15 protein-coding genes are annotated in these 18,406 nt (G+C 55.5%); 11 read left to right on the forward strand and 4 right to left on the reverse strand.

What is annotated here, in order from left to right; all coding sequences use genetic code 11:
• Nucleotides 1-111: 111 nt before the first annotated feature.
• From KXG62_RS32445 to KXG62_RS32470, 6 genes are all read left to right on the forward strand, one after another.
• Complete coding sequence (locus tag KXG62_RS32445; RefSeq protein ID WP_246627746.1) at nt 112-1,311, forward strand: sensor histidine kinase; 1,200 nt, start codon at nt 112-114, stop codon at nt 1,309-1,311.
• Nucleotides 1,286-2,911 (forward strand): response regulator transcription factor, encoded by a 1,626-nt coding sequence (locus KXG62_RS32450; RefSeq protein ID WP_218096154.1) that lies wholly within the window; start codon nt 1,286-1,288, stop codon nt 2,909-2,911. Before KXG62_RS32445 ends, KXG62_RS32450 begins: the two co-directional genes overlap by 26 nt.
• Before the next feature lie 69 nt (nt 2,912-2,980).
• Nucleotides 2,981-3,511 (forward strand): GrpB family protein, encoded by a 531-nt coding sequence (locus tag KXG62_RS32455; protein WP_218096155.1) that lies wholly within the window; start codon nt 2,981-2,983, stop codon nt 3,509-3,511.
• 395 nt (nt 3,512-3,906) lie between these two features.
• Nucleotides 3,907-6,078 (forward strand): methyl-accepting chemotaxis protein, encoded by a 2,172-nt coding sequence (locus KXG62_RS32460; protein ID WP_218096156.1) that lies wholly within the window; start codon nt 3,907-3,909, stop codon nt 6,076-6,078.
• 162 nt (nt 6,079-6,240) lie between these two features.
• Nucleotides 6,241-8,112 carry a peptidoglycan D,D-transpeptidase FtsI family protein gene (locus tag KXG62_RS32465; RefSeq protein WP_218096157.1) on the forward strand — a complete coding sequence of 624 codons (1,872 nt, stop codon included), beginning with the start codon at nt 6,241-6,243 and terminating at the stop codon, nt 8,110-8,112.
• Between the two features lie 154 nt (nt 8,113-8,266).
• On the forward strand, nt 8,267-8,734 hold the full coding sequence (locus KXG62_RS32470) for a hypothetical protein (protein ID WP_218096158.1): 468 nt from the start codon (nt 8,267-8,269) through the stop codon (nt 8,732-8,734).
• Nucleotides 8,735-9,036: 302 nt separating this feature from the next.
• Here KXG62_RS32470 and KXG62_RS32475 read toward each other — a convergent pair whose 3' ends face one another.
• The 3 genes from KXG62_RS32475 to KXG62_RS32485 all read right to left on the reverse strand — a co-directional run bounded on the left by KXG62_RS32475 (nt 9,037) and on the right by KXG62_RS32485 (nt 11,618).
• The gene (locus KXG62_RS32475) at nt 9,037-10,092 is read right to left on the reverse strand and encodes a metallophosphoesterase family protein (protein WP_218096159.1); all 1,056 of its coding nucleotides are present in this window, start codon (nt 10,090-10,092) and stop codon (nt 9,037-9,039) included.
• Nucleotides 10,093-10,280: 188 nt separating this feature from the next.
• A complete protein-coding gene (locus tag KXG62_RS32480; RefSeq protein ID WP_218096160.1) occupies nt 10,281-10,475 on the reverse strand; it encodes a hypothetical protein in 195 nt (64 codons plus the stop codon).
• A gap of 69 nt (nt 10,476-10,544) precedes the next feature.
• Nucleotides 10,545-11,618: a branched-chain amino acid aminotransferase gene (locus KXG62_RS32485; protein WP_218096161.1), complete on the reverse strand. Its 1,074-nt coding sequence runs from the start codon at nt 11,616-11,618 to the stop codon at nt 10,545-10,547.
• A gap of 125 nt (nt 11,619-11,743) precedes the next feature.
• On the opposite strand from KXG62_RS32485, the gene KXG62_RS32490 reads away from it, so the two are divergent.
• A complete protein-coding gene (locus KXG62_RS32490) occupies nt 11,744-12,634 on the forward strand; it encodes a LysR family transcriptional regulator (RefSeq protein WP_218096162.1) in 891 nt (296 codons plus the stop codon).
• Between the two features lie 42 nt (nt 12,635-12,676).
• Here KXG62_RS32490 and KXG62_RS32495 read toward each other — a convergent pair whose 3' ends face one another.
• Nucleotides 12,677-13,573 carry a LysR family transcriptional regulator gene (locus KXG62_RS32495; protein WP_218096163.1) on the reverse strand — a complete coding sequence of 299 codons (897 nt, stop codon included), beginning with the start codon at nt 13,571-13,573 and terminating at the stop codon, nt 12,677-12,679.
• Nucleotides 13,574-13,717: 144 nt separating this feature from the next.
• On the opposite strand from KXG62_RS32495, the gene KXG62_RS32500 reads away from it, so the two are divergent.
• The 4 genes from KXG62_RS32500 to KXG62_RS32515 all read left to right on the forward strand — a co-directional run.
• Nucleotides 13,718-14,671 (forward strand): DMT family transporter, encoded by a 954-nt coding sequence (locus KXG62_RS32500; RefSeq protein ID WP_218096164.1) that lies wholly within the window; start codon nt 13,718-13,720, stop codon nt 14,669-14,671.
• A 771-nt stretch (nt 14,672-15,442) separates the two neighbouring features.
• On the forward strand, nt 15,443-16,678 hold the full coding sequence (locus KXG62_RS32505) for a DUF2157 domain-containing protein (protein ID WP_218096165.1): 1,236 nt from the start codon (nt 15,443-15,445) through the stop codon (nt 16,676-16,678).
• A complete protein-coding gene (locus KXG62_RS32510) occupies nt 16,675-17,214 on the forward strand; it encodes a GDYXXLXY domain-containing protein (protein WP_218096166.1) in 540 nt (179 codons plus the stop codon). Before KXG62_RS32505 ends, KXG62_RS32510 begins: the two co-directional genes overlap by 4 nt.
• Nucleotides 17,215-17,391: 177 nt before the next feature.
• The coding region (locus KXG62_RS32515) for an IS4 family transposase (protein WP_218096167.1) at nt 17,392-18,406 on the forward strand (1,015 nt) is incomplete at its 3' end.

Raw genomic sequence — 18,406 nt, forward strand, 5'->3', positions numbered from 1 at the left:
GCTGTACATTTTTTTCTTACTTGCCCACAAAAAACAAACGGCACAGGATATTTTCCCCATGCCGTTTCAGATTCATTTGCTATTCACGATCTTGTCTCTGAGTTTAACTTAATGACATTGGGCGAGGGAGACCCGTTCTTCTATAAGACGGGCTTCGACCCCGTCGTCAGCAGCCGTCCAGACAGCCGCAAAATCGGTTTGCTTGTGGAAGCGCTCAATTCGGATTCGCCGGAGGCCGCCCATCAGACGCTCGGGCATCGCGTTGTGCGGATCGAAGACCGCGATTATTCGGTCAATTACGTGCAATCCGCCGAGCTCGGCTGGTACCTGGTCGACTACTTGCCGGTGGAGACGATCCTGAGGCCGATTACAATGAGCGGCACGCTCTTCTACGTCACCTTCGCGCTGCTGCTCATGATGGGCGTCGCCGCGGCGCTGCTGCTGTACCGGTACGTGCGCAAACCGATCCAGAGGCTGATGCATGCCGTGCAGCGGATGCACAAGGGCGACTTGTCCGTGCGGCTGCAGAGCCGGACGAACGACGAGTTCGACTTTCTGTTTCAGCGGTTCAACCGGATGGCGGAACGGATACAGGAACTGGTGGAGGACGTGTACGAGGAAAAAATCCGCGCGAGGGAAGCGACGTTGAAGCAGCTGCAGGCGCAGATCAATCCGCATTTTCTGTACAACAGCCTATTCTTCATTATCAATACGGCGAAGATGGGGGACAACGATTCGGTCGTGACAATGGCGCAAAGCTTGGCGGAATATTACCGCTACACGACGCGCCTGGAAGAGCAGAGCGTGCCGCTGCGCGAAGAGCTGGGGCTCGTGCGGCATTACTTGAACATTCAAAATTTGCGCATGCAGCGGCTCTATTACGAGATCGACGTTCCGGAGGCGATGCTCGATCTGAAAATACCGCGTCTGATGGTGCAGCCGATCGTCGAGAACGCCATCGTGCACGGCATCGAGCATCAGCCGGGCGAATGTCTCATCTTGATCAGCGGCACGTCGAAGGACGGCAGGTACCGTCTCGTCGTCGAGGATAACGGAGCGGGCATGACGGAAGAAGCGATGAAGGAGCTTCGAGGCAAGCTGGCGCTGCCGATGGACCGGCATATGGGCACGGGCGTCTGGAACGTCCACCAGCGGCTTCAATACGCTTACGGGGCGGAAGCGGGCCTACTGCTGGAAGCGTCGCCGCTCGGCGGTATGCGCATGACGCTGGTATGGCAGGAAGCCGAGCGGAGCGGCCCCAAGGCTATCGAAGGAGGAGATGCAGATGGCGAGACTGCTGATCGTGGATGACGAGGCGCATGTTGTGGAACGGCTGGCCGGTCTGGTGCCTTGGGACAGCATTCAGGTGACAAAGGTGTATAAGGCGTACTCGGCTTACGAGGCGCTGGAGCTGCTGGAAGAGCATCCGATCGAGCTGGTCATCACCGATATTCGGATGCCCGGCATGAGCGGATTGGAGCTGGCAGCGGAAATTCAGCGGAAATGGCATAAGACGCGCTGCATTTTGCTGTCGGGCCATGCCGATTTCGGTTACGCGCAGGAAGCGATTGTCCGCGGCACGGCGAGCTATTTGTTGAAGCCTGTAACCGACGAGGAGCTGCTGCAGACGGCGAGGGAGGTGCTGCACCGGCTGGAGGAGGAATGGGCGCAGATCATTTCCCGGGAAAGGATCGAGCGGACGCTGCGCGAAAACTTGCCGCAGCTTCGCGGCCAGCTGCTGGCCGAGCTGCTGCAAGGACGGCGCTATTCTCGAGAGGGACTGGCCAACAAAATCAAGCTGCTGGAAGCGCCTGACCTGATGGATTCCTTCTTCGCCATGCTGCTCGTTCGGCTGGAGGACCCGTTCCCCGGCTACGACGCGCAGAGCATCGCGCTTGTGGAGTACGGCATCGGCAATATGGCGGAGGAACTGTTCGCGCAACATTTTCAGCTGTGGCAAGGGAAAGATGCGCATGATAACGTCATTTTTCTCGTGAAAAGCATGTCGGAGACGTCGGAGGCGGAGCGAAACGAGCGGTTGGAGCGGACGGCTTCGCAGCTGCAGCATGCGATCCGGACCTATCTGAAGGGACAAGTATCGATCCTGATCGGCGGGTGGGGCGCGTTTCCGGACGAACTGACAACCATGTACGACCGGACGCTCACCGCCCTTCGCCAGCGCGTCGGTGGCGAGCAGGAGCTGATCTTGTCGGTCGGTGAAGCGAGCGATTTGCCGGGCAAGCTGCCCTTGCTGCACAGCGTGTACCAGCTGCCGACGATTGCCCAACTGCTGGAGGCGGGCCAGTGGGGCAAGCTCGAGGAGCGGATCGAGGCGATATTCGCCGAGCTGAAGGGGATGGGGGCGGAATCGGAGGAATACTTGCTCGAGGTGTTCCTCTCGATTTCTTCGGCGATCACGCAGACGGCCCACAAGAGCGGCATCTTGCTGTCCTCGCTGATCGGCCCCGATTACGACCGGCTGCTCCAGGGCACGCCGTTCCGGACGTGGAAGCAGCTTCATGACTGGACGATGGAGGTGTTCGGACAGTTCCGAAGCCGGTCGGAGGCGGAAACGAAAGACTCGCGTGTCGGATTGATCCGGCAAGTTCGCGCGTTTATCGAAGAAAGCTTGTCCGAGGACGTGTCGCTGCAGGCGATTGCGGACCGGGTCTATTTGCATCCGGTCTACGTATCCAAAATTTACAAGCTGGAAACGGGAGAGAACATCAGCGATTACGTGTACCGTCTGCGCATGGAGAAAGCGGCGGAGCTATTGCTGAGCAGCCAGGAGAAAATATACGAAATTGCCGCCAAGCTCGGCTACCAGCGCGCGCATTCGTTCATCAACGTGTTCAAAAAGCATACCGGCCTCACACCGCAGGAATACCGCGACAAGCACTTGCCATCGTAAAAAAACGGTTGTATATTCCATATTATGGGTATAAAATCATCCAATAGCCATAATTGAGGAGGCGAGGCGATGCTTGGCGTACCGGCAGGAAAAGTCATTCTCATCCCTTGGACGGAGGCGTGGGAGCAGGAGTTCGAAGCGGAGAAACGCGCGATCGCAAGCGTCATCGGCGGTCTTGTACGCGGCATCCATCATATCGGAAGCACGGCGGTCAAACATTTGCATGCGAAACCGATCATCGACATTGCGATTGAAGTCGGCGATCCTTGCGATGCGTCCGCGTGCATTCGGGGGCTGGAGCAAACTGGTTATGTCTGCAAGGGGGACATGGTTCTTCCCGAGCGATATTACTTGACGAAGGGCAAGCCGCGGACGCATCAGATTCATCTGTTTCACGAAGGAGGGCGGTATCTGGAGCAGCATTTGGCCTTCAGGGATCATTTGAGATCGGATGAAGAGGACCGGCATGCGTATCAGCTGCTGAAGTATCGGCTTGCCGCTGCGCATCATGACGATCGGATCGCTTATGCGGAGGCCAAGTCCGATTTCGTTCAAGAGGTGCTGGCCAAAATCCGCCGTAACGAGGCGAAGCCGGAATAAGAGTCGGGAGCATGGGTTTGTGTGACTCATCTTGCGAAGGATTGGCAAGCGGACCAGTATGGGTAATAAGAACTGAACTTTTCATGTATCGGCAGCCGCGGCTGCCGCTTTTTATTGTCGAAGCAGCATGAAAATGGAAATATTTTTTCATAAAATCACCCATATTGGAAAGGATTATCGGGTTTTATGTCGAATTGCTAATCTATACATATTCGGAAGACCGATAAAATTTAGGTCGGTCATCCTACTATTTTACTATTAATGGAGGGATATAAAGAATATTATGATCCGAAGGCCGGTCCGGTCTCGGCCTATCTTTCGTTTCCTGCATAGTTTCCGTGTACCTTGTTATACGGCCATTCAGACATCTCATTACTTACAAGGCGGTGGACCCTGTGAAGGACAAACTACATTCACTCAAAGCCAGCCTGCAAAAGGCGGGCAAGCTGTTATCCAGCAAACTATCCAATGTTCAATTCAGAGGCGCAGCCGCTTCGTCCGCAGGAGAAAGCGTCCTGAAAAGCATCGGCTTGCAAAACGGGCTGAAATCCGTCGGCGCTAAGCTGTTCCTTATTTTTTTCGTCAGCATTTTATTTTTTGTTTTGACGGTGGGCCTGACGTCCTATGTCATTTCCAAAGGCATTATCCAGAAAAAAGTGGCGAGCGCCACCGAGCAGACGATTACATTAGCCGGTGAAAAGCTCGATTTGCTGTATGCGAACTACGAGGACTTGTCCATGCAGGTGGTGCTGGACAACGATCTGAAGAAGATGATTACCGAGTATGAGGCGACGAGCAAAGGGTCTTACGACAACTTGCTGCTCAAACAGAAGATCGGCGAGAAACTGAACGTGTACACGTACTCGAACAAAACGATCAAATCGATCCACTTGTTCAAAGGCAACGGTGAGCCGATCAATACGAGCTCGGCGACATTCAGCAAGGAGTCTCTGCTCCAGGAGGAATGGTTCAAGAAGATCGTAGAGAACAACGGCAAGGCGACCTGGCTCGAAACGCGGTCCAAAGGATTTGCCGACGGCGGCTCGGCTTCTCCGTCGTTCGCCGTAGGGCGCGTGCTCAAGGGATTGACCGGAACGACATCCGCGAATGGGGATGCGGTGCTGATGCTGGAGATCAACATCGATGCGGTCGGCAAGGAGCTTACCGGAATTGAGATGGGCGAAGGCGGCCGCACGGTGATCGTCGGCCCGGACGGCAAGCTGCTCTATGACGCGAATCCGGCGTCTATTGGCGCGGACAGTGCGATAGGGGTGGCCATGGAGTCGTTCAAGGACCCGAACGGCAACCTGCTTAGCGACAATGAGAAGATGCAGCTTGTTTACTTCAAATCGGAGAAGACCGGCTGGTTTCTGATCGGCGCGATGCCGGTAGCCATGCTGGTGAAGGACGCCGGGTTTATTTTTTGGATGACCTGGATCATGGCCCTCATTGCTGCGATCATTGCGGTCGCTATCGGGTTCTTCATCGTCCGGATGATCGGCAGGCCGATTATTATGCTGCGCAACCTGATGAAGGATGCCCAGGATGGCGATTTGCGCGTGCGCATGACGGTCATCAGCCAGGATGAAATCGGCCAGCTCGGCCAGAGCTTCAACGAGATGATGGAAAAAATTACGTCGCTCGTCCAGCAGACGAACCTGTCGGCGCACGAAGTGCTGATTACGGCGACCGAGCTGTCGGAAGCGTCCAAGCAGACGGCGACGTCGGCCAAAGAAATTGCCGTCGCCACCGAGGAGATCGCCAGCGGCGCTTCGAGCCTGGCCGTCGAGTCGGAGCGCGGCACCGAGCTGACCCACAACATCGGGCAGCAGATGAAAATCGTCGTCGAATCGAACGTCGTCATGGGGACCGCCGCCGCCGAGGTGCAGCAATCTTCGGAGCAGGGGATCGTCTACATGTCGGAGCTGACGGGGAAAACGAATAAGACGGAATCGATGATCCGCTCCATGGTGGAGAAGGTCGATCATTTGAAGGAAAGCACAGGCTCCATCCGTAAAATACTCGAAATGCTGAACAATATTTCGAAGCAGACGAACATCTTGTCACTGAATGCGACGATCGAAGCGGCCCGTGCAGGCGCTGCAGGGAAAGGCTTCATGGTCGTAGCAGACGAAATCCGCAAGCTTGCGGATCAGTCGCGGCAATCGATCGCTGTCGTCGGCGAAATTACGGAGAAAATCCAGCGCGAAATCGACGAAACGGTGCAAGTACTCTCGCAGGCATACCCGATCTTCCAGGAGCAGATCGTCTCCGTCAAGGAAGCCGATCAAATCTTCAAGGAAGTGCAGTCGCACATGGGCGGCTTCATCGCGCAGCTGTCCGGGGTGACCGAGTCGATCAGCGAGCTCGAAGCGTCGCAGCTTGTCCTGAACGACGCGATGACCAGCGTAAGCGCCGTGGCGCAGCAGTCGTCGGCAACGTCAGAGGAAGTCGCCTCGCTCAGCTCGGAGCAGATGAACATCAGCTCCGGACTCGTGCGCTTGTCCGACAAGCTTGAGGAGCTGTCGAATTCGTTGAAGGAGTCGCTGTCGCGCTTCCGGGTGTAAGCTTGTTCTTGATAACGTCCGAGCGTCCGTTTCCCTTGGGGAGCGGGCGCTTTTTCACGTGACCGCGTCCTGCCGCAGTGATTCGCTGCTCGCAAAGTTTGTCGAACTGCGCTTCGGAGCATACTGGTAGTACATCTGCCAGAAAAAGGGGCCGTTTGACGAATGGACAGCGACATAAGGGAAGGACGGAATGTGCCTGCAGAGCAGCGGGACGAAGCGGTACAGCTGAAAAAGAACCGCATTTTTATCGCTCTGCTTATGATCGTCGGCGTGCTTTTGCTGTGGAATGCGCGACTGTTCTGGATTCAAGTGGCAGCCGCGCGAAGCTTTGCCGGCAGAGGGATCGATCTGGTCGAGAACTCGGTCATTCAACGGGAAAAAGGGCTCGTGCTGGACAGTGGCAGAGGCGATATCTACGACCGCGACGGCTTGCCGCTCACCGGCACGACGCTGCAGGCACTTACGTTTTTTCCAATGAAGGAAGAAATGGACGGAGAGGAACGGCGGGGGACTAAAGAGACGGAGCAAATCGCCCGCATCCTGAACGTTGCGCCGCCGCAGCTCCTTGCTTTTGTGGACGGGCTAAAAACACCTCAAGTGTGGAAGCGGGATGGCCGTCCGGTCGCGCTGACCGATGCGCAAGCGCAGCGTATTGAAGCGCTGGGACTGACCAACGTCAGAGTGATGCCTTACAAGCAGCGCTACGGACTGCCGCAGGCTGCGGGTCAGTTGATCGGCTACATCGGTCAAAATCCGGAGCGGGTGACCCGGCAGTTTACGGATCAATTCCACAAAGGGGAGCTCCAGCTCACGAGCAAAATCGGAAACGCCGGGCTCGAAAAAACATTCGAGCCTTGGCTGCAGGGCATCGGAGTGAGGACCGTGGCGCTGTTCACGGACGCCGCCAGGCGGCCGCTGGGCGGCCTCGATCTGCGGGAGGTTGCGCCGGACAACCCGTACTACCCGCTTAAGGTGATAACGACACTCGATCGCACGCTGCAATCTCGCATCGAGGAGCGTATGGATCAACTCGGCATTGCGCAAGGGGCCGTCGTCGTGCTGGATGCGAACAACGCGGATGTGACGGCGATGGCGAGCCGGCCGTACTTCGATCCGGAGCATGTCGATTTGCGACAGGAGGATTGGAGCAACCGTGCCGTCAAGGCGGTCGCGCCGGGATCGATCTTCAAGACGGTCACGGCGGCTGCCGCGCTCGAGGAGCATGTGACGGAGCCCGGCGAAACGTTTCTGTGCGAAGGGGCGCTCGGGCAATACGGATTTACATGCTGGAACAAGGAAGGCCATGGCCGCCTTACACTGGAGGAAGGCTTCGCGCAGTCGTGCAACATCGTCTTTGCGAAAGTGGCGCAGCGGCTCGGCGGCGACAAGCTGGAGCAGTACGCACGCAAGCTCGGCCTGGAGGTGCCGGTCGGCTGGACGGGCGAAGCGCCGAATATCGGCATATTCCATCAACTGGACGGCGAGGAGCAAGGACAGATCTACCACAGCGAAGCGTTGAAAAAAGACGGCGGCGCGTTGGTGCAGACCGCGATCGGCCAAAGGGATGTGCTCGTATCGCCGCTGCAGGCGGCCAATCTGGTCGTCACGCTGCTGCATCAAGGCAAGGTGCTGTCGCCGCGGGTGGTGGAAGAAATCCGGTTCCGCAACGACCGGCTGTATTACAAGTTTCCGGTGCAGCGGCTGGGTACGGCGAAGGAGCGGGCGATCCAACCGGCGACGGCACGGACGCTGCTCGATTATATGGGCGAAGTCGTCGATTCCGGTACGGGCCGCTCGCTTCGTTCGGCGAAATGGGAGCTGGCCGGCAAGTCCGGCACGGCGCAGGTGACACTGAAGAATGGCCGCCCCGGGGAAAATCACTGGTTCATCGGCTTCGGTCCGGCGGATCATCCGCGTTATGCCGTCGCTGTATTGATCAAGGATGTGCCGGAAGGGATGCCCAACAAGTCTGTAGCGCTGTTCAAGGATGTGATGAATGTGCTGGCTGTAAGCGAACAGGCGGCAAAGCCATGATGCAGCGAGAGGTGCAAAGCTGTTCCATGGCCGGAGGTGGCTTGGCTAATGGTTATTAAGATCTGATCATCATGACGACATACAGAGACACAATTCCGAATAATCAGGGGTTGTGTTTTTTATTTTAGTTAATTAATACAAAGATGGTATTTTAATGAAACAAACATGTTGTTTACTTCGTCTTAAAGTACAAGGAAAAATGGTGAAATTAAAAGGAGGAAGTATGAAGAAGAGTATTATTGTAATTGCAGGTTTAGTGTTGTTGGGGACGACATGCATTGTATTTAGTACTTATGCTTATCCTAGTATTATTCCGTTCATTTATGGGGATGATAACGCCAATTATTCTACTAATAATGTAACTAATGAAAAAGCAGCAAATGATAGATTAGATTCAAATGGTAATCAATACTTTTCTCCCCCTAAACAATTGACTCCCAAGGAGCTTGAAGAACTTCAAAATCAAGTGGCAGCTATTCATACACATCATGGGACATTCTATAGAGTTCCTAAGCAAGATCCATCGATTAGCAAAAGTGAGACTGTTTATAGCAGTGACGATGTTACTTCTGAAACAAAACAAATTATTGATCACGGTATTTTTGTGAACTGCTGCCCTTGACACGGAGCCTCCACGGGCATAGATTTCTCGCGATCAAGCTGATCTGAAAAAGCGATACAACCGTACTTTACGCTCATTTCTCAAAGTTGGTTAGGGCCTCGGATTTCCAGGTTATTCGCCAGCTTCCGTACAGAGAAGAAAAAAGACGCTTTCTCCCCGTGCTGCGGGTGAAGCGTCTTTTTTCTTCAAAACAGTATGAATGGTCGGCGATTGTCGAGCGAATGCGCGTTCAACCGTACGCTGAGCAGCGTGCCGAAATACGCGCGTATGGATAGAGGCCTGGGCAACGACCGTCAGATGTGTCAGACGTACGGCACGGTCCACTCCGCCTTGTCGATCCACGTACGGTCGGTAAATTCGCGGCCGCGGACGACGACCTGGTGCGGATACACCTGCACGTACATGCCTTGCGCCGATGGGCCGCCGGAAGCCGAATTGCCGCGCGTCCGTCCGACGGAGGCGTTGTTGAACCAGTGGAACGTGTTCTGCGTGTTGTAATGGTCTTCCCCGACAAAGCTGCGGTGGGTATGGCCGGACAGCACGAACACGTTGCGGTATGGCTCCAATATTTCGCGGAAGCGCTTGGCACGGATCAGGCGATGCGTGCCGCCGTCGGTTCCCGGATCAGGCAGCGGCTGATGAATGAACACGATCGCCGGCTTTCCGTCCTTGTGTACCTTCATCGTCTCTGTGAGCCATTCCAGCTGCCGGTCAGTATACCAGGCGCCCTCGCCGACATCGTCTTTTTCCTGAACGTACAGCTCCTGGGATACGAGAATGAGATGCACGTCGTTCACCCAGACGTCGGTATACGGCAAATCATCGTAGCCGATAAACTGTTGAAATCGCTTTCTTGCCATCGCGTCCGTCTTGCCGTTAGGCATCGTTTCGGTGGAGAAATGGCCGTTCTCGTTCAGCCAAATGTCGTAATAATCGTGGTTGCCCATATTGCCGTACACCTTGGGCAGCTTGAATTCGTCCATGATTCGCCGCAGCAGCTTATAGTCGCTGTCCCGGCCGAAGTCGGTCAAGTCGCCTCCGAGAACGATGGTGTCCACCGGCGACTCGAAGTCGGTGACATCTTTCAGCGCGAGACGCAGCTTATCGGTCATGGTCGAATCGTCAACCGTAATATGCAAGTCGCTGAGCAAAAAAAACGATAATAGCGGTTCTTTCGGTAGTTCCGGCGCCGCTTCCTCGACCGGGGCTTCCTCCGGTTTGCCGGCGGGCACGGCTTCGGGGCCGCTTTCCGCTTTGAACTCCTCGCGTTTCAGCGCTTGAAAGACGGCTGTGCCGCCCCCTGCGACAAGCGCGACCAGACCGAGCAATTGCTTGATGAACCTGCGTCGTGAAATCATAGATCAGACCCCTTCGGAACAAATGCTTTTTATATTTGGATGATTACTTTTATTATATAGGAACGGGAAACTTTTTTGAATAAGCGAAACATGCGGTTTTTTGCGAAAATAGGGGAAATGCAGCAAGGCCGCTTTCTTTGCGAGAGCGGCCTTGCTGTAGTATGAGGAAAGCATGCGATAAGGAGAGCTTATCCGTTCGATTCGAGCGGCGGATAATCCGCCTTCAGCGCTTCGATCGTATCGTACGTCGGCGTTTCAAATACAAATTTGGCCGGCGCTTTATCTGTTTTATTTTTCACGATATGGCCGTACGCTTTGCCGTTTTTGCTGAAGACGAACATCGTTTTGTCAGGCTCATTCAACAAAATATACTTTTCGGACACGGACTGCTCACCTCCCCAGGAGGATCATTCGCGATTACATTCGCAAACTCCTTCCTCCTGTCGGCGAATTTAGGAGGAAAGCTGTACCAGCCACCCGAATTCGTCTTTCAGCTCTCCGCGCTGGATGCCGGTTAACGTATTGTACAGCTTCGAGGACAGCTCGCCTGTCTGGCCGCCATGAATAACAAGCCGTTCGTTGTTCCAGTTCAGCTCGCCGACGGGGGAAATGACGGCCGCTGTCCCTGTACCCCAAGCTTCCTCGAGCGTTCCGTTTTTGTGAGCTTCGTACAGCTCGTCGATGGAAATTTGCCGTTCCTCGCAAGGAATATTCCAAGAACGGACCAACTGCAAGATGGAATTGCGGGTAACGCCGTCCAGGATGCTGCCGTTTAAGGCTGGCGTTACGACGGTCCCGTTGATTTTGAAGAACACGTTCATGCTGCCGACTTCCTCGATATATTTGCGGTGGACGCCGTCGAGCCACAGTACTTGCGCGTAGCCGCTAGCCGCCGCAGTGTCCTGCGCCCGTAGCGAGGCCGCGTAATTGCCTGCGGTTTTCGCCATGCCGACGCCGCCGCGCACGGCCCGGACATAATCGGATTCGACATGGATTTTGACCGGATGAATGCCTTCGGCGTAGTAGGAGCCGACCGGCGACATAATGATAATGAATTGATAATGCGTCGATGTCGATGCGCCCAAGGACGGCTGTGTAGCAATGACGAACGGGCGGATATACAGCGATGTGCCTTGCTCTTCCGGAATCCAGTCCTGATCGATCACCAGCAGCTGCTTCAGCGCCTCCAGCGCGAATTCCTCATCAACTGCCGGAATGCTAAGCCGGTCGTTGGAAAGATTGAGCCGTTGGAAGTTTTTTTGCGGACGGAACAGCACGGTGCGGCCGTCCGGCGTACGATACGCCTTCAAACCTTCAAACACGGTCTGGCCATAATGGAATACTTTGGCCGCCGGATCCAGCAGGAGCGGCTGATACGGGATGATGCGCGGCTGATGCCAGCCCTGCTCCCCGTCGTAATCCATAATGAACATGTGGTCGGTGAAATATTTGCCGAATTCAAGCTGCTCGGTAACCGGTTTCTTTTTTTTGTTAGACGTAAGCTCAACTTCAATGTTGTGTGCCATCGATATAGTCATCCCTTCCGAAAATATGCTTTTATTGAATTGTAGCATCGCCAGGGGTATATTTAAAATATCTTTTTTATCACATATCCATACTTATTCGGTATGGCAAGATGGGGGCGGACGAATTGGATATCCGGCAGCTGCGTTACTTTCTGGCCATCGCGCAAGAGGGGCAAATTACGCGCGCGGCTAAGGCGTTAAATATGGAGCAGCCGCCTTTAAGCCGCCAGCTGAAGCTGATCGAAGAGGAGCTGAACGTGACGCTGTTCGATCGCAGCGGCCATCGGCTGAAGCTTACGCACGCGGGCGAGCTGTTGCGCCAAAAGGCGGAAGGGCTGCTGCTGCAGTTTCATGAAACGATTCAGGAAGTGAAGGAGGTGGACGAGGGCGTTCGGGGGGTGCTGTCGATCGGTTCCGTCGTCTCCTGCATCTCGCTGCTTCCGCCGATCATCGAAACATTCCACGAGCGTTATCCCGGCGTGACGTTCAAAATTAGCGAGGGCGATCATTTTCTGCTCGGCGAGCGGCTCGAGCGGAGAAGCATCGAGCTCATTGTCGCGCGGCTTCCGTTCGAAGCAGCGCATGACGCCCGTTCATATTCAGTGCTGCCGCTGCCGTCTGACCCGTTCGTCGCTGTGCTGCCCGCGGAGTGGAGCCTCTTTTCCTCGCATGAGGCGATCAAGATGGTGGAGCTGAAGGACGTGCCCTTTCTCACATTGAAAACAGACGAGACGACCGGCATGCACAACCGGGTCATGAACGAGTGCCGGCGGCACGGCTTCGAGCCGCGCGTCATCTGCGAAAGCTCCAGCGTGGCAATTATTATCGCCCTGGTCGCGGCAGGCATCGGGGCGACGATCTTCCCGAAATCCGTCATGGCTTCGTTTCCGCTGCCCGGCGTCAAAATGCTGCCGATCGGCGATGCCGACTTTCAATACGATGTCGGCATTCTGTGGCTCAAGGACCGGTATTTATCGAAGAGTGCGCGCCACTTCATCGATATTTTCTCCGAATAGCCGCTGCTCGCCGTTTCGGCCTGCCACCTAGCAGTGCGCAATCTACGCGTCGGCTTGCGTCTGGGGAGACGGCGGGTGCTGCTGCTCTGTGCCGCCGCCTAACAGCCGATACAGCTTGGCGCCGGTCTCGGAGCTTCTCGCTGCCAGCACGATCGTCCGGCGCAGCGATTCTTCCTCAATCGGTACCGCGTGCAGTCCGAGCCGGGCCGATTGGCCGGCGAACAGCGCGGGAAGGACGGTAATGCCGTTGCCGACCGCAACGATGCCGAGCAAATAATCGTTATGGTCTACCTCGAGGATCACGTGCGGCTTGTATCCATGCTTCTCCGCTATTGCTGCGAACCGGAGCCGCGTGTCGCAGCATACCGGGAAAATGAACAGTTCCCGCTCCAGCTCCGCCGCCGACAACGAGACACGCCCGGCCATCCGGTGACCTTGCGGCAGCACGGCAATATACGACTCGGTGAACAGCTCGCGGCGCCACAACCGGCCGGCAGTGTAGGCGTCGTCCATCAGCACGGCGTCAAGCGAGCCGTCTCCCAGCCCTTCGAGCAGCTCGCTTGAGGAAGGGCGGACGCTCACGGCGATCGGATGCCCGGCGGCATAATGATCGCGCAGTCGGGCGGGCAGCACCTGGGCGGCGACGCTGGGCAGGCTGCCAAGCGTAATGCGCGGACGCTCTGCAAATTGGCGCATATCCGCAGTCAGCGCTTCGAGCGAAGCGAGCACGGGCCCGATTCGCTCCATGAACAATGCACCGGCTCCCGTGACCTCGACGCCGGCCGGTCCCCTCCTGAACAACTCCACGCCGTAAGCTTCTTCCAGCCGGCGTATATGCTTGCTGATCGCCGGCTGCGTCAGGTTGAGCTTCTCTGCGGCTTTGGACAAGCTTCTCCATTTCGCGGCCTCCGCAAAGCTCCGATACCATTCCACTTGCATAGGTTGCCTCCATCCCATAACGAATTGTTATATCCCTGCGACAAATCGGAAGTTCCGCCATGCCGCCAAACGCGCTATTGTTGTTGTACTCAATCATAACATAAACGACGGCCGGGTGAGACGGCCGCAGAAGGAGTGGTTTGTATGGCTGCAAAGCATAGCTGGTGGATCGGATTCGCCTGCAGTCTGTTTGCGGGGCTGGCGTTCGGAGCGCAATTTCCGGTTGCGGCGCACATACTGAAATCGGTGTCTCCGATGTATTTCGTAGCCATCCGCTATTTGCTGGCTTCGCTGGTGTTCGTGCCGCTGCTGGCGCTCAAGGAAGGAAGGAGCGCCTTTCGGCTGGAGGGCCAAGGGATTCGCGTCTGGCTGCTCGGGACGCTGGCGTTTACGGGATATAATGGCCTCGTCTTTATGGGACAGCGGCTTGCCGGTCCGTCCGGTCCGATCCTTTCCTCGGTGATGATGGGCTTCATGCCTCTGGTCACCGCCCTGATTTTGCTGGTATGGAAGGGCATGCGCTTGACGTCGATTACCGTCTGCTGTATCGCGTTCGGGCTTGTCGGCATCGTTCTCGTCGCAACCAAGGGTGATTTGCAGGCGCTGCATAATGGAGCCGGCGTCCTCTGGCCGATGCTGCTGATGGTGGCCGCAGTTATCTGCTGGTGTACGTTTACGGTTGGCGCTTCGCTGTTTCCGTCCCGGTCTCCGCTCCGGTACACGACATTGACCTGTCTAATGGGCACGGCCAGCAACCTCGTGGTAACAGGAGCGGGTACGGGTATGGGATGGCTAAATCCTCCCGCGTGGCAGGATGTCATCTCCAACCTGTGGCCGTTTGCTTATATGGCTTTCATTGCCGGCGTAGCAGCTGTACTCGCCTGGAACGTCGCTTGCAAGCATATTTCTCCGGTTGCCGCAGCGTTGTTCACGAACAATATCATCCCCGTCGTGTCATTGGTCATTACGGTGCTCTCGGGCTACCGGATGGGGGCTGTGGAGCTGTGCGGCATCGCGCTGACGCTGCTCGTGCTGGTTGTCAACAATGTGGCTGGACGGAGGGGTGTGAGGAAATCGCAGGCTGCTGCAGCCGAGTAATCCGGCGGAGGTCCGAGGGAAAGCTGCAGGTGGCGTCCGATGAATTAGGCGGAGGTACGTGAGAAAATTGCAGCCGGCAGCCGTTCATCCAGCGGCGTCCGCAAGCCTGTGCCTCGGATCCGGCTCGACGGGAACGATCCGGCCATTATCGTAATGCCGCTGCCCGTGCCTGGCCAGAGCTCCATATGTTGAATACGGCCAGGAGGCGCCTGCCTTGGCATTCATGCGCTGGGGATGCGGCAATCCAAACGTGCGCCCGTTCACGCCAAGCGGTAATCGCCGCGGGACGCTGAGTCGTCTCTCAACGTTACGGGTAATTAAGGATAGGGAACCTCATTGCAGGCTGTCGGGATTGTCCCGGCAGCCTGTTGAGCGTTGGCATGCACGTCGGACAAGCCCAATGATGATGATGTCTTGCAATTGGGCATACACTAGGAAAGAAAGATTGGAAAGGGAATCCGGATGTAAGGGGGGAGAGGGGGCGCTGGATGCTTCTCATGAAACGCTGGGAGGACGAATGAAATTTTTTCAGTGCCGCAGGCTTTGTCTGCCTCACGGTGGTTGGCCGGTATTTCACTGCATAGCAGCGGCTGCTCCGGCTCCGTCGAATGGCTTCGTAATGGCGGCGTTTTCATGGTCCTGCTTGACATGAAGGTCTGGGGGCGAGGTACTACGCAAAGTTAGTACTTTTCATTCCGGCGCGTCTAGGTATACTGATAACAAAAGGACCGCAGCCGACAAAGCGCGGTCAGGACAAGAGGTGGTGCAAGGATGAGCCGCAAATGGGTGGAAAAAGAAAGCCCGCTCTGGATCGAACGGGGGATCGTCAGCCGGGACCAAGTGAACCAAATATTAAGCTTGTATGAAGATAAAAAACATGCCATCGGCCTGCTGCCGATATTGGGGAGTTTGTTGGTAGGCTTAGGGATTTTGAGCTTTATCGCAGCCAATTGGCAGTATATTCCCGAAATCGCGCGCTTGACGATGATCATCGTGTTTATGGCTGCATTTTATACCGGTGGAGAAACGCTGCTGCGCCGCGGCCATGAGAAGCTCGGGATGGCGATTGTCAGCCTGGGGGTTATCAGCTTCGGAGCCGGCATTATTTTGATCGGCCAAATGTTTCATCTGGTGGCGTATAATGCGTTTTCGTTTATTTTGTGGGCGTCGGCCGGTACGCTGACTGCTTATTTGTACCGAAGCCGCTACTTGTATCTCATTGGCCTGCTGTTGTTTAATGCAGCGCAAATATACAGCGTATCCGAATTTGACACATTCAGCTATGCGGCATTTGTGCTGATGCTCGCAGGACTTGGATGGTACGCATGGCAGCAGCGCAGCCCGCTGCTGATCGGCTGCCTCGCGTTCAGTGTGACGCTTCATTCCATGCTGTGGACGACATCCGGCGAGTTCAAATTTATATGGATGTTCATTCCGGCGATGGCGCTGTATACGATCGGCGATTGGGTGAAGGACCGTACGGAACGGTTCGCACTGCAGTTTGCACCGCTTGTCGCAGCATTCATCTTCGGCATGTTCATGGTACTATTCCCGTTGGATTGGGCAGGGTCGCACCTGAATGATTATTTGCGGGCGCAGCCTGCCACTTATTTGACCCTTCTGGCGATCCTGTTCGTGCTATCTGTTGCCGGCAAGCTGCGCAGTGGAGCGGGAGCGGTATCGAGCGCATTCGAGTGGATTTTGCTCGCACCGTACTTATACCTCCCGGACGGAATCGAGCTGCTGTACCTGCTGGCGCTGTTCTTCTTCTCCCTGTATGTGCTCTGGAGAGGCTATGCGGAGGAGTGGCGCTTCAAAATCAATGTCGGCACGGTGCTGTTCATTGTCGCCACCTTAATTGCATACGGCAAGCTGACATGGGATTTCATGGACAAATCGTTGTTCTTTATTATCGGCGGCGTGCTGCTGCTGCTGCTCAGCTGGTTTTTGAACCGCCGCAAGAAACAGTTCTTTCATGACGGACGCGAAGGAGGCGAGCGGCCATGACCGAATCGATCCGCAACCCGAAGCGCCGCTCCTTGCTGCTGGCGGGACTGGTGCTTTTGCAAACGCTCGTACTTATAGGTATAGCGATGTCGTTTTACGCTGTCAGTTGGTTCGGTCAGGAAATCCGTGTCAAGACCGTACCGGTCGATCCGCGGGATTTGCTCTATGGCGATTACGTGACGTTAAGCTACGATATCAGCAGCCTGGACACGAGGCTGTGGAAAGAAGCCGGCTCCACGCCGGAGCGGGGCGAGCCGATCTACGTCGTCCTGAAGCCGGGGACGGACGGCTTGGCCGAAGCGATAGGCGCGTACCGGAACAAGCCGGCGCTGCAGCCCGGAGAGATTGCGATGCGGGGCAGCGTCAATTATAACGCGCTGGATTCGATCCGAGTGAAGTACGGCGTGGAAAAATATTATGTACCGGAAGGCACCGGCAAGTCGCTTGAAGAAAAAGCCGACCGGCTGATTGTTCGCATGAAGGTAGCCCCTTGGGGCCAGGCGAAAATCGAGCAGCTGGAGGACCGCGTGCAATGAGTAGAGGAGGCTGAGCGCCCAATGTCATTAAGATAAGGCTAAGAACCGGAAGTAAGAACAAGGGCAGGTTATCGAAAAGATAACCCGCTCTTTTTTTGCGCAAAAATGAGAAAAGGACTTGACAAGAAGTTGAAAAAGTGTGGCGAAGCCCCTTGAAAAAACGAGGAGGGTTCGCCGATGAATACATTTGCAAATTCGCTAAAAGAAACGCTAACATCCCTCATCCGAGAAATGTCAGCAGCACCGGGACCTTATGTCAAAAATCCCGAAAAGGACTTCACCCGCAAGAAAAAGCTACCTTTTGAAACGGTGATGCAACTGCTGATCTCCATGGGCGGCAACAGCATCTACAAGGAACTTCTGGAATCGCAGGGCTATGACGTAAACACCGTAACCACTTCGGCTTTTGTCCAACAGCGCAATAAAATCCTGCCCACTGCCCTGGAATGCTTGTTTCACAAATTTACGCAATCGTATACGGCTATAAAGGACTACCGCGGCTATCGATTGCTTGCCATTGACGGCTCGGATTTGCATGTTGCAACGAACCCTGCGGACACGGAGACCTACTTCCAAAGCGGGCCGAACACAAGAGGCTACAACTTGCTGCATTTGAACGCGGCCTATGACCTGTGCAACCGACTTTACGTCGATGCCCTTGTTCAGCCGCGAAGGTTGTCCAACGAGGGCAGGGCGCTGGCCACTATGGTGGACCGCTCGCCGATCACGGGCCAAGCCATTGTGATTGCCGATCGAGGTTATGAAAGTTACAACAACTTCGCTCATATTGAGCGCAAGGGATGGAACTACGTCATACGGGTAAAGGATTTGAGCTCAAACGGCATTCTTTCGGGTTTACGCTTGCCTTCCGGCGGGGCGTTTGATATTCAGGTTCATCTGACGCTCACCAAGAAACAAACGAAAGCGGTGAAGGCCCGCCCCGGGATTTACAAGTTTGTGCCGTCCACGTCTACCTTCGATTTTCTGGATTTGCAGGAGAACTTGTTTTACCCGATTTCATTTCGGGTTGTTCGTTTCGTCTTGCCCAATGGCGAGTATGAAACCGTCATTACGAATCTATCTGTCGCTGAATTTCCGCCGGATGAGCTTCGGTCCATTTATCACATGCGCTGGGGCATAGAGACCTCGTTCCGCGCGTTAAAATACACCGTCGGTCTGACGAATTTCCATG

It is taken from the genome of Paenibacillus solanacearum (genome assembly GCF_910593845.1).
Classification (GTDB): Bacteria; Bacillota; Bacilli; order Paenibacillales; family NBRC-103111; genus Paenibacillus_G; species Paenibacillus_G solanacearum.

Excerpts from the sequence above, each read along its gene's own strand:
- KXG62_RS32445 (WP_246627746.1), top strand. The coding sequence starts at position 112 with ATGACATTGGGCGAGGGAGACCCGTTCTTCTATAAGACGGGCTTCGAC.
- KXG62_RS32450 (WP_218096154.1), top strand. The coding sequence starts at position 1,286 with ATGGCGAGACTGCTGATCGTGGATGACGAGGCGCATGTTGTGGAACGG.
- KXG62_RS32455 (WP_218096155.1), top strand. The coding sequence starts at position 2,981 with ATGCTTGGCGTACCGGCAGGAAAAGTCATTCTCATCCCTTGGACGGAG.
- KXG62_RS32465 (WP_218096157.1), top strand. The coding sequence starts at position 6,241 with ATGGACAGCGACATAAGGGAAGGACGGAATGTGCCTGCAGAGCAGCGG.
- KXG62_RS32470 (WP_218096158.1), top strand. The coding sequence starts at position 8,267 with ATGAAACAAACATGTTGTTTACTTCGTCTTAAAGTACAAGGAAAAATG.
- KXG62_RS32475 (WP_218096159.1), bottom strand. The coding sequence starts at position 10,092 with ATGATTTCACGACGCAGGTTCATCAAGCAATTGCTCGGTCTGGTCGCG.
- KXG62_RS32485 (WP_218096161.1), bottom strand. The coding sequence starts at position 11,618 with ATGGCACACAACATTGAAGTTGAGCTTACGTCTAACAAAAAAAAGAAA.
- KXG62_RS32495 (WP_218096163.1), bottom strand. The coding sequence starts at position 13,573 with ATGCAAGTGGAATGGTATCGGAGCTTTGCGGAGGCCGCGAAATGGAGA.
- KXG62_RS32500 (WP_218096164.1), top strand. The coding sequence starts at position 13,718 with ATGGCTGCAAAGCATAGCTGGTGGATCGGATTCGCCTGCAGTCTGTTT.
- KXG62_RS32505 (WP_218096165.1), top strand. The coding sequence starts at position 15,443 with ATGAGCCGCAAATGGGTGGAAAAAGAAAGCCCGCTCTGGATCGAACGG.
- KXG62_RS32510 (WP_218096166.1), top strand. The coding sequence starts at position 16,675 with ATGACCGAATCGATCCGCAACCCGAAGCGCCGCTCCTTGCTGCTGGCG.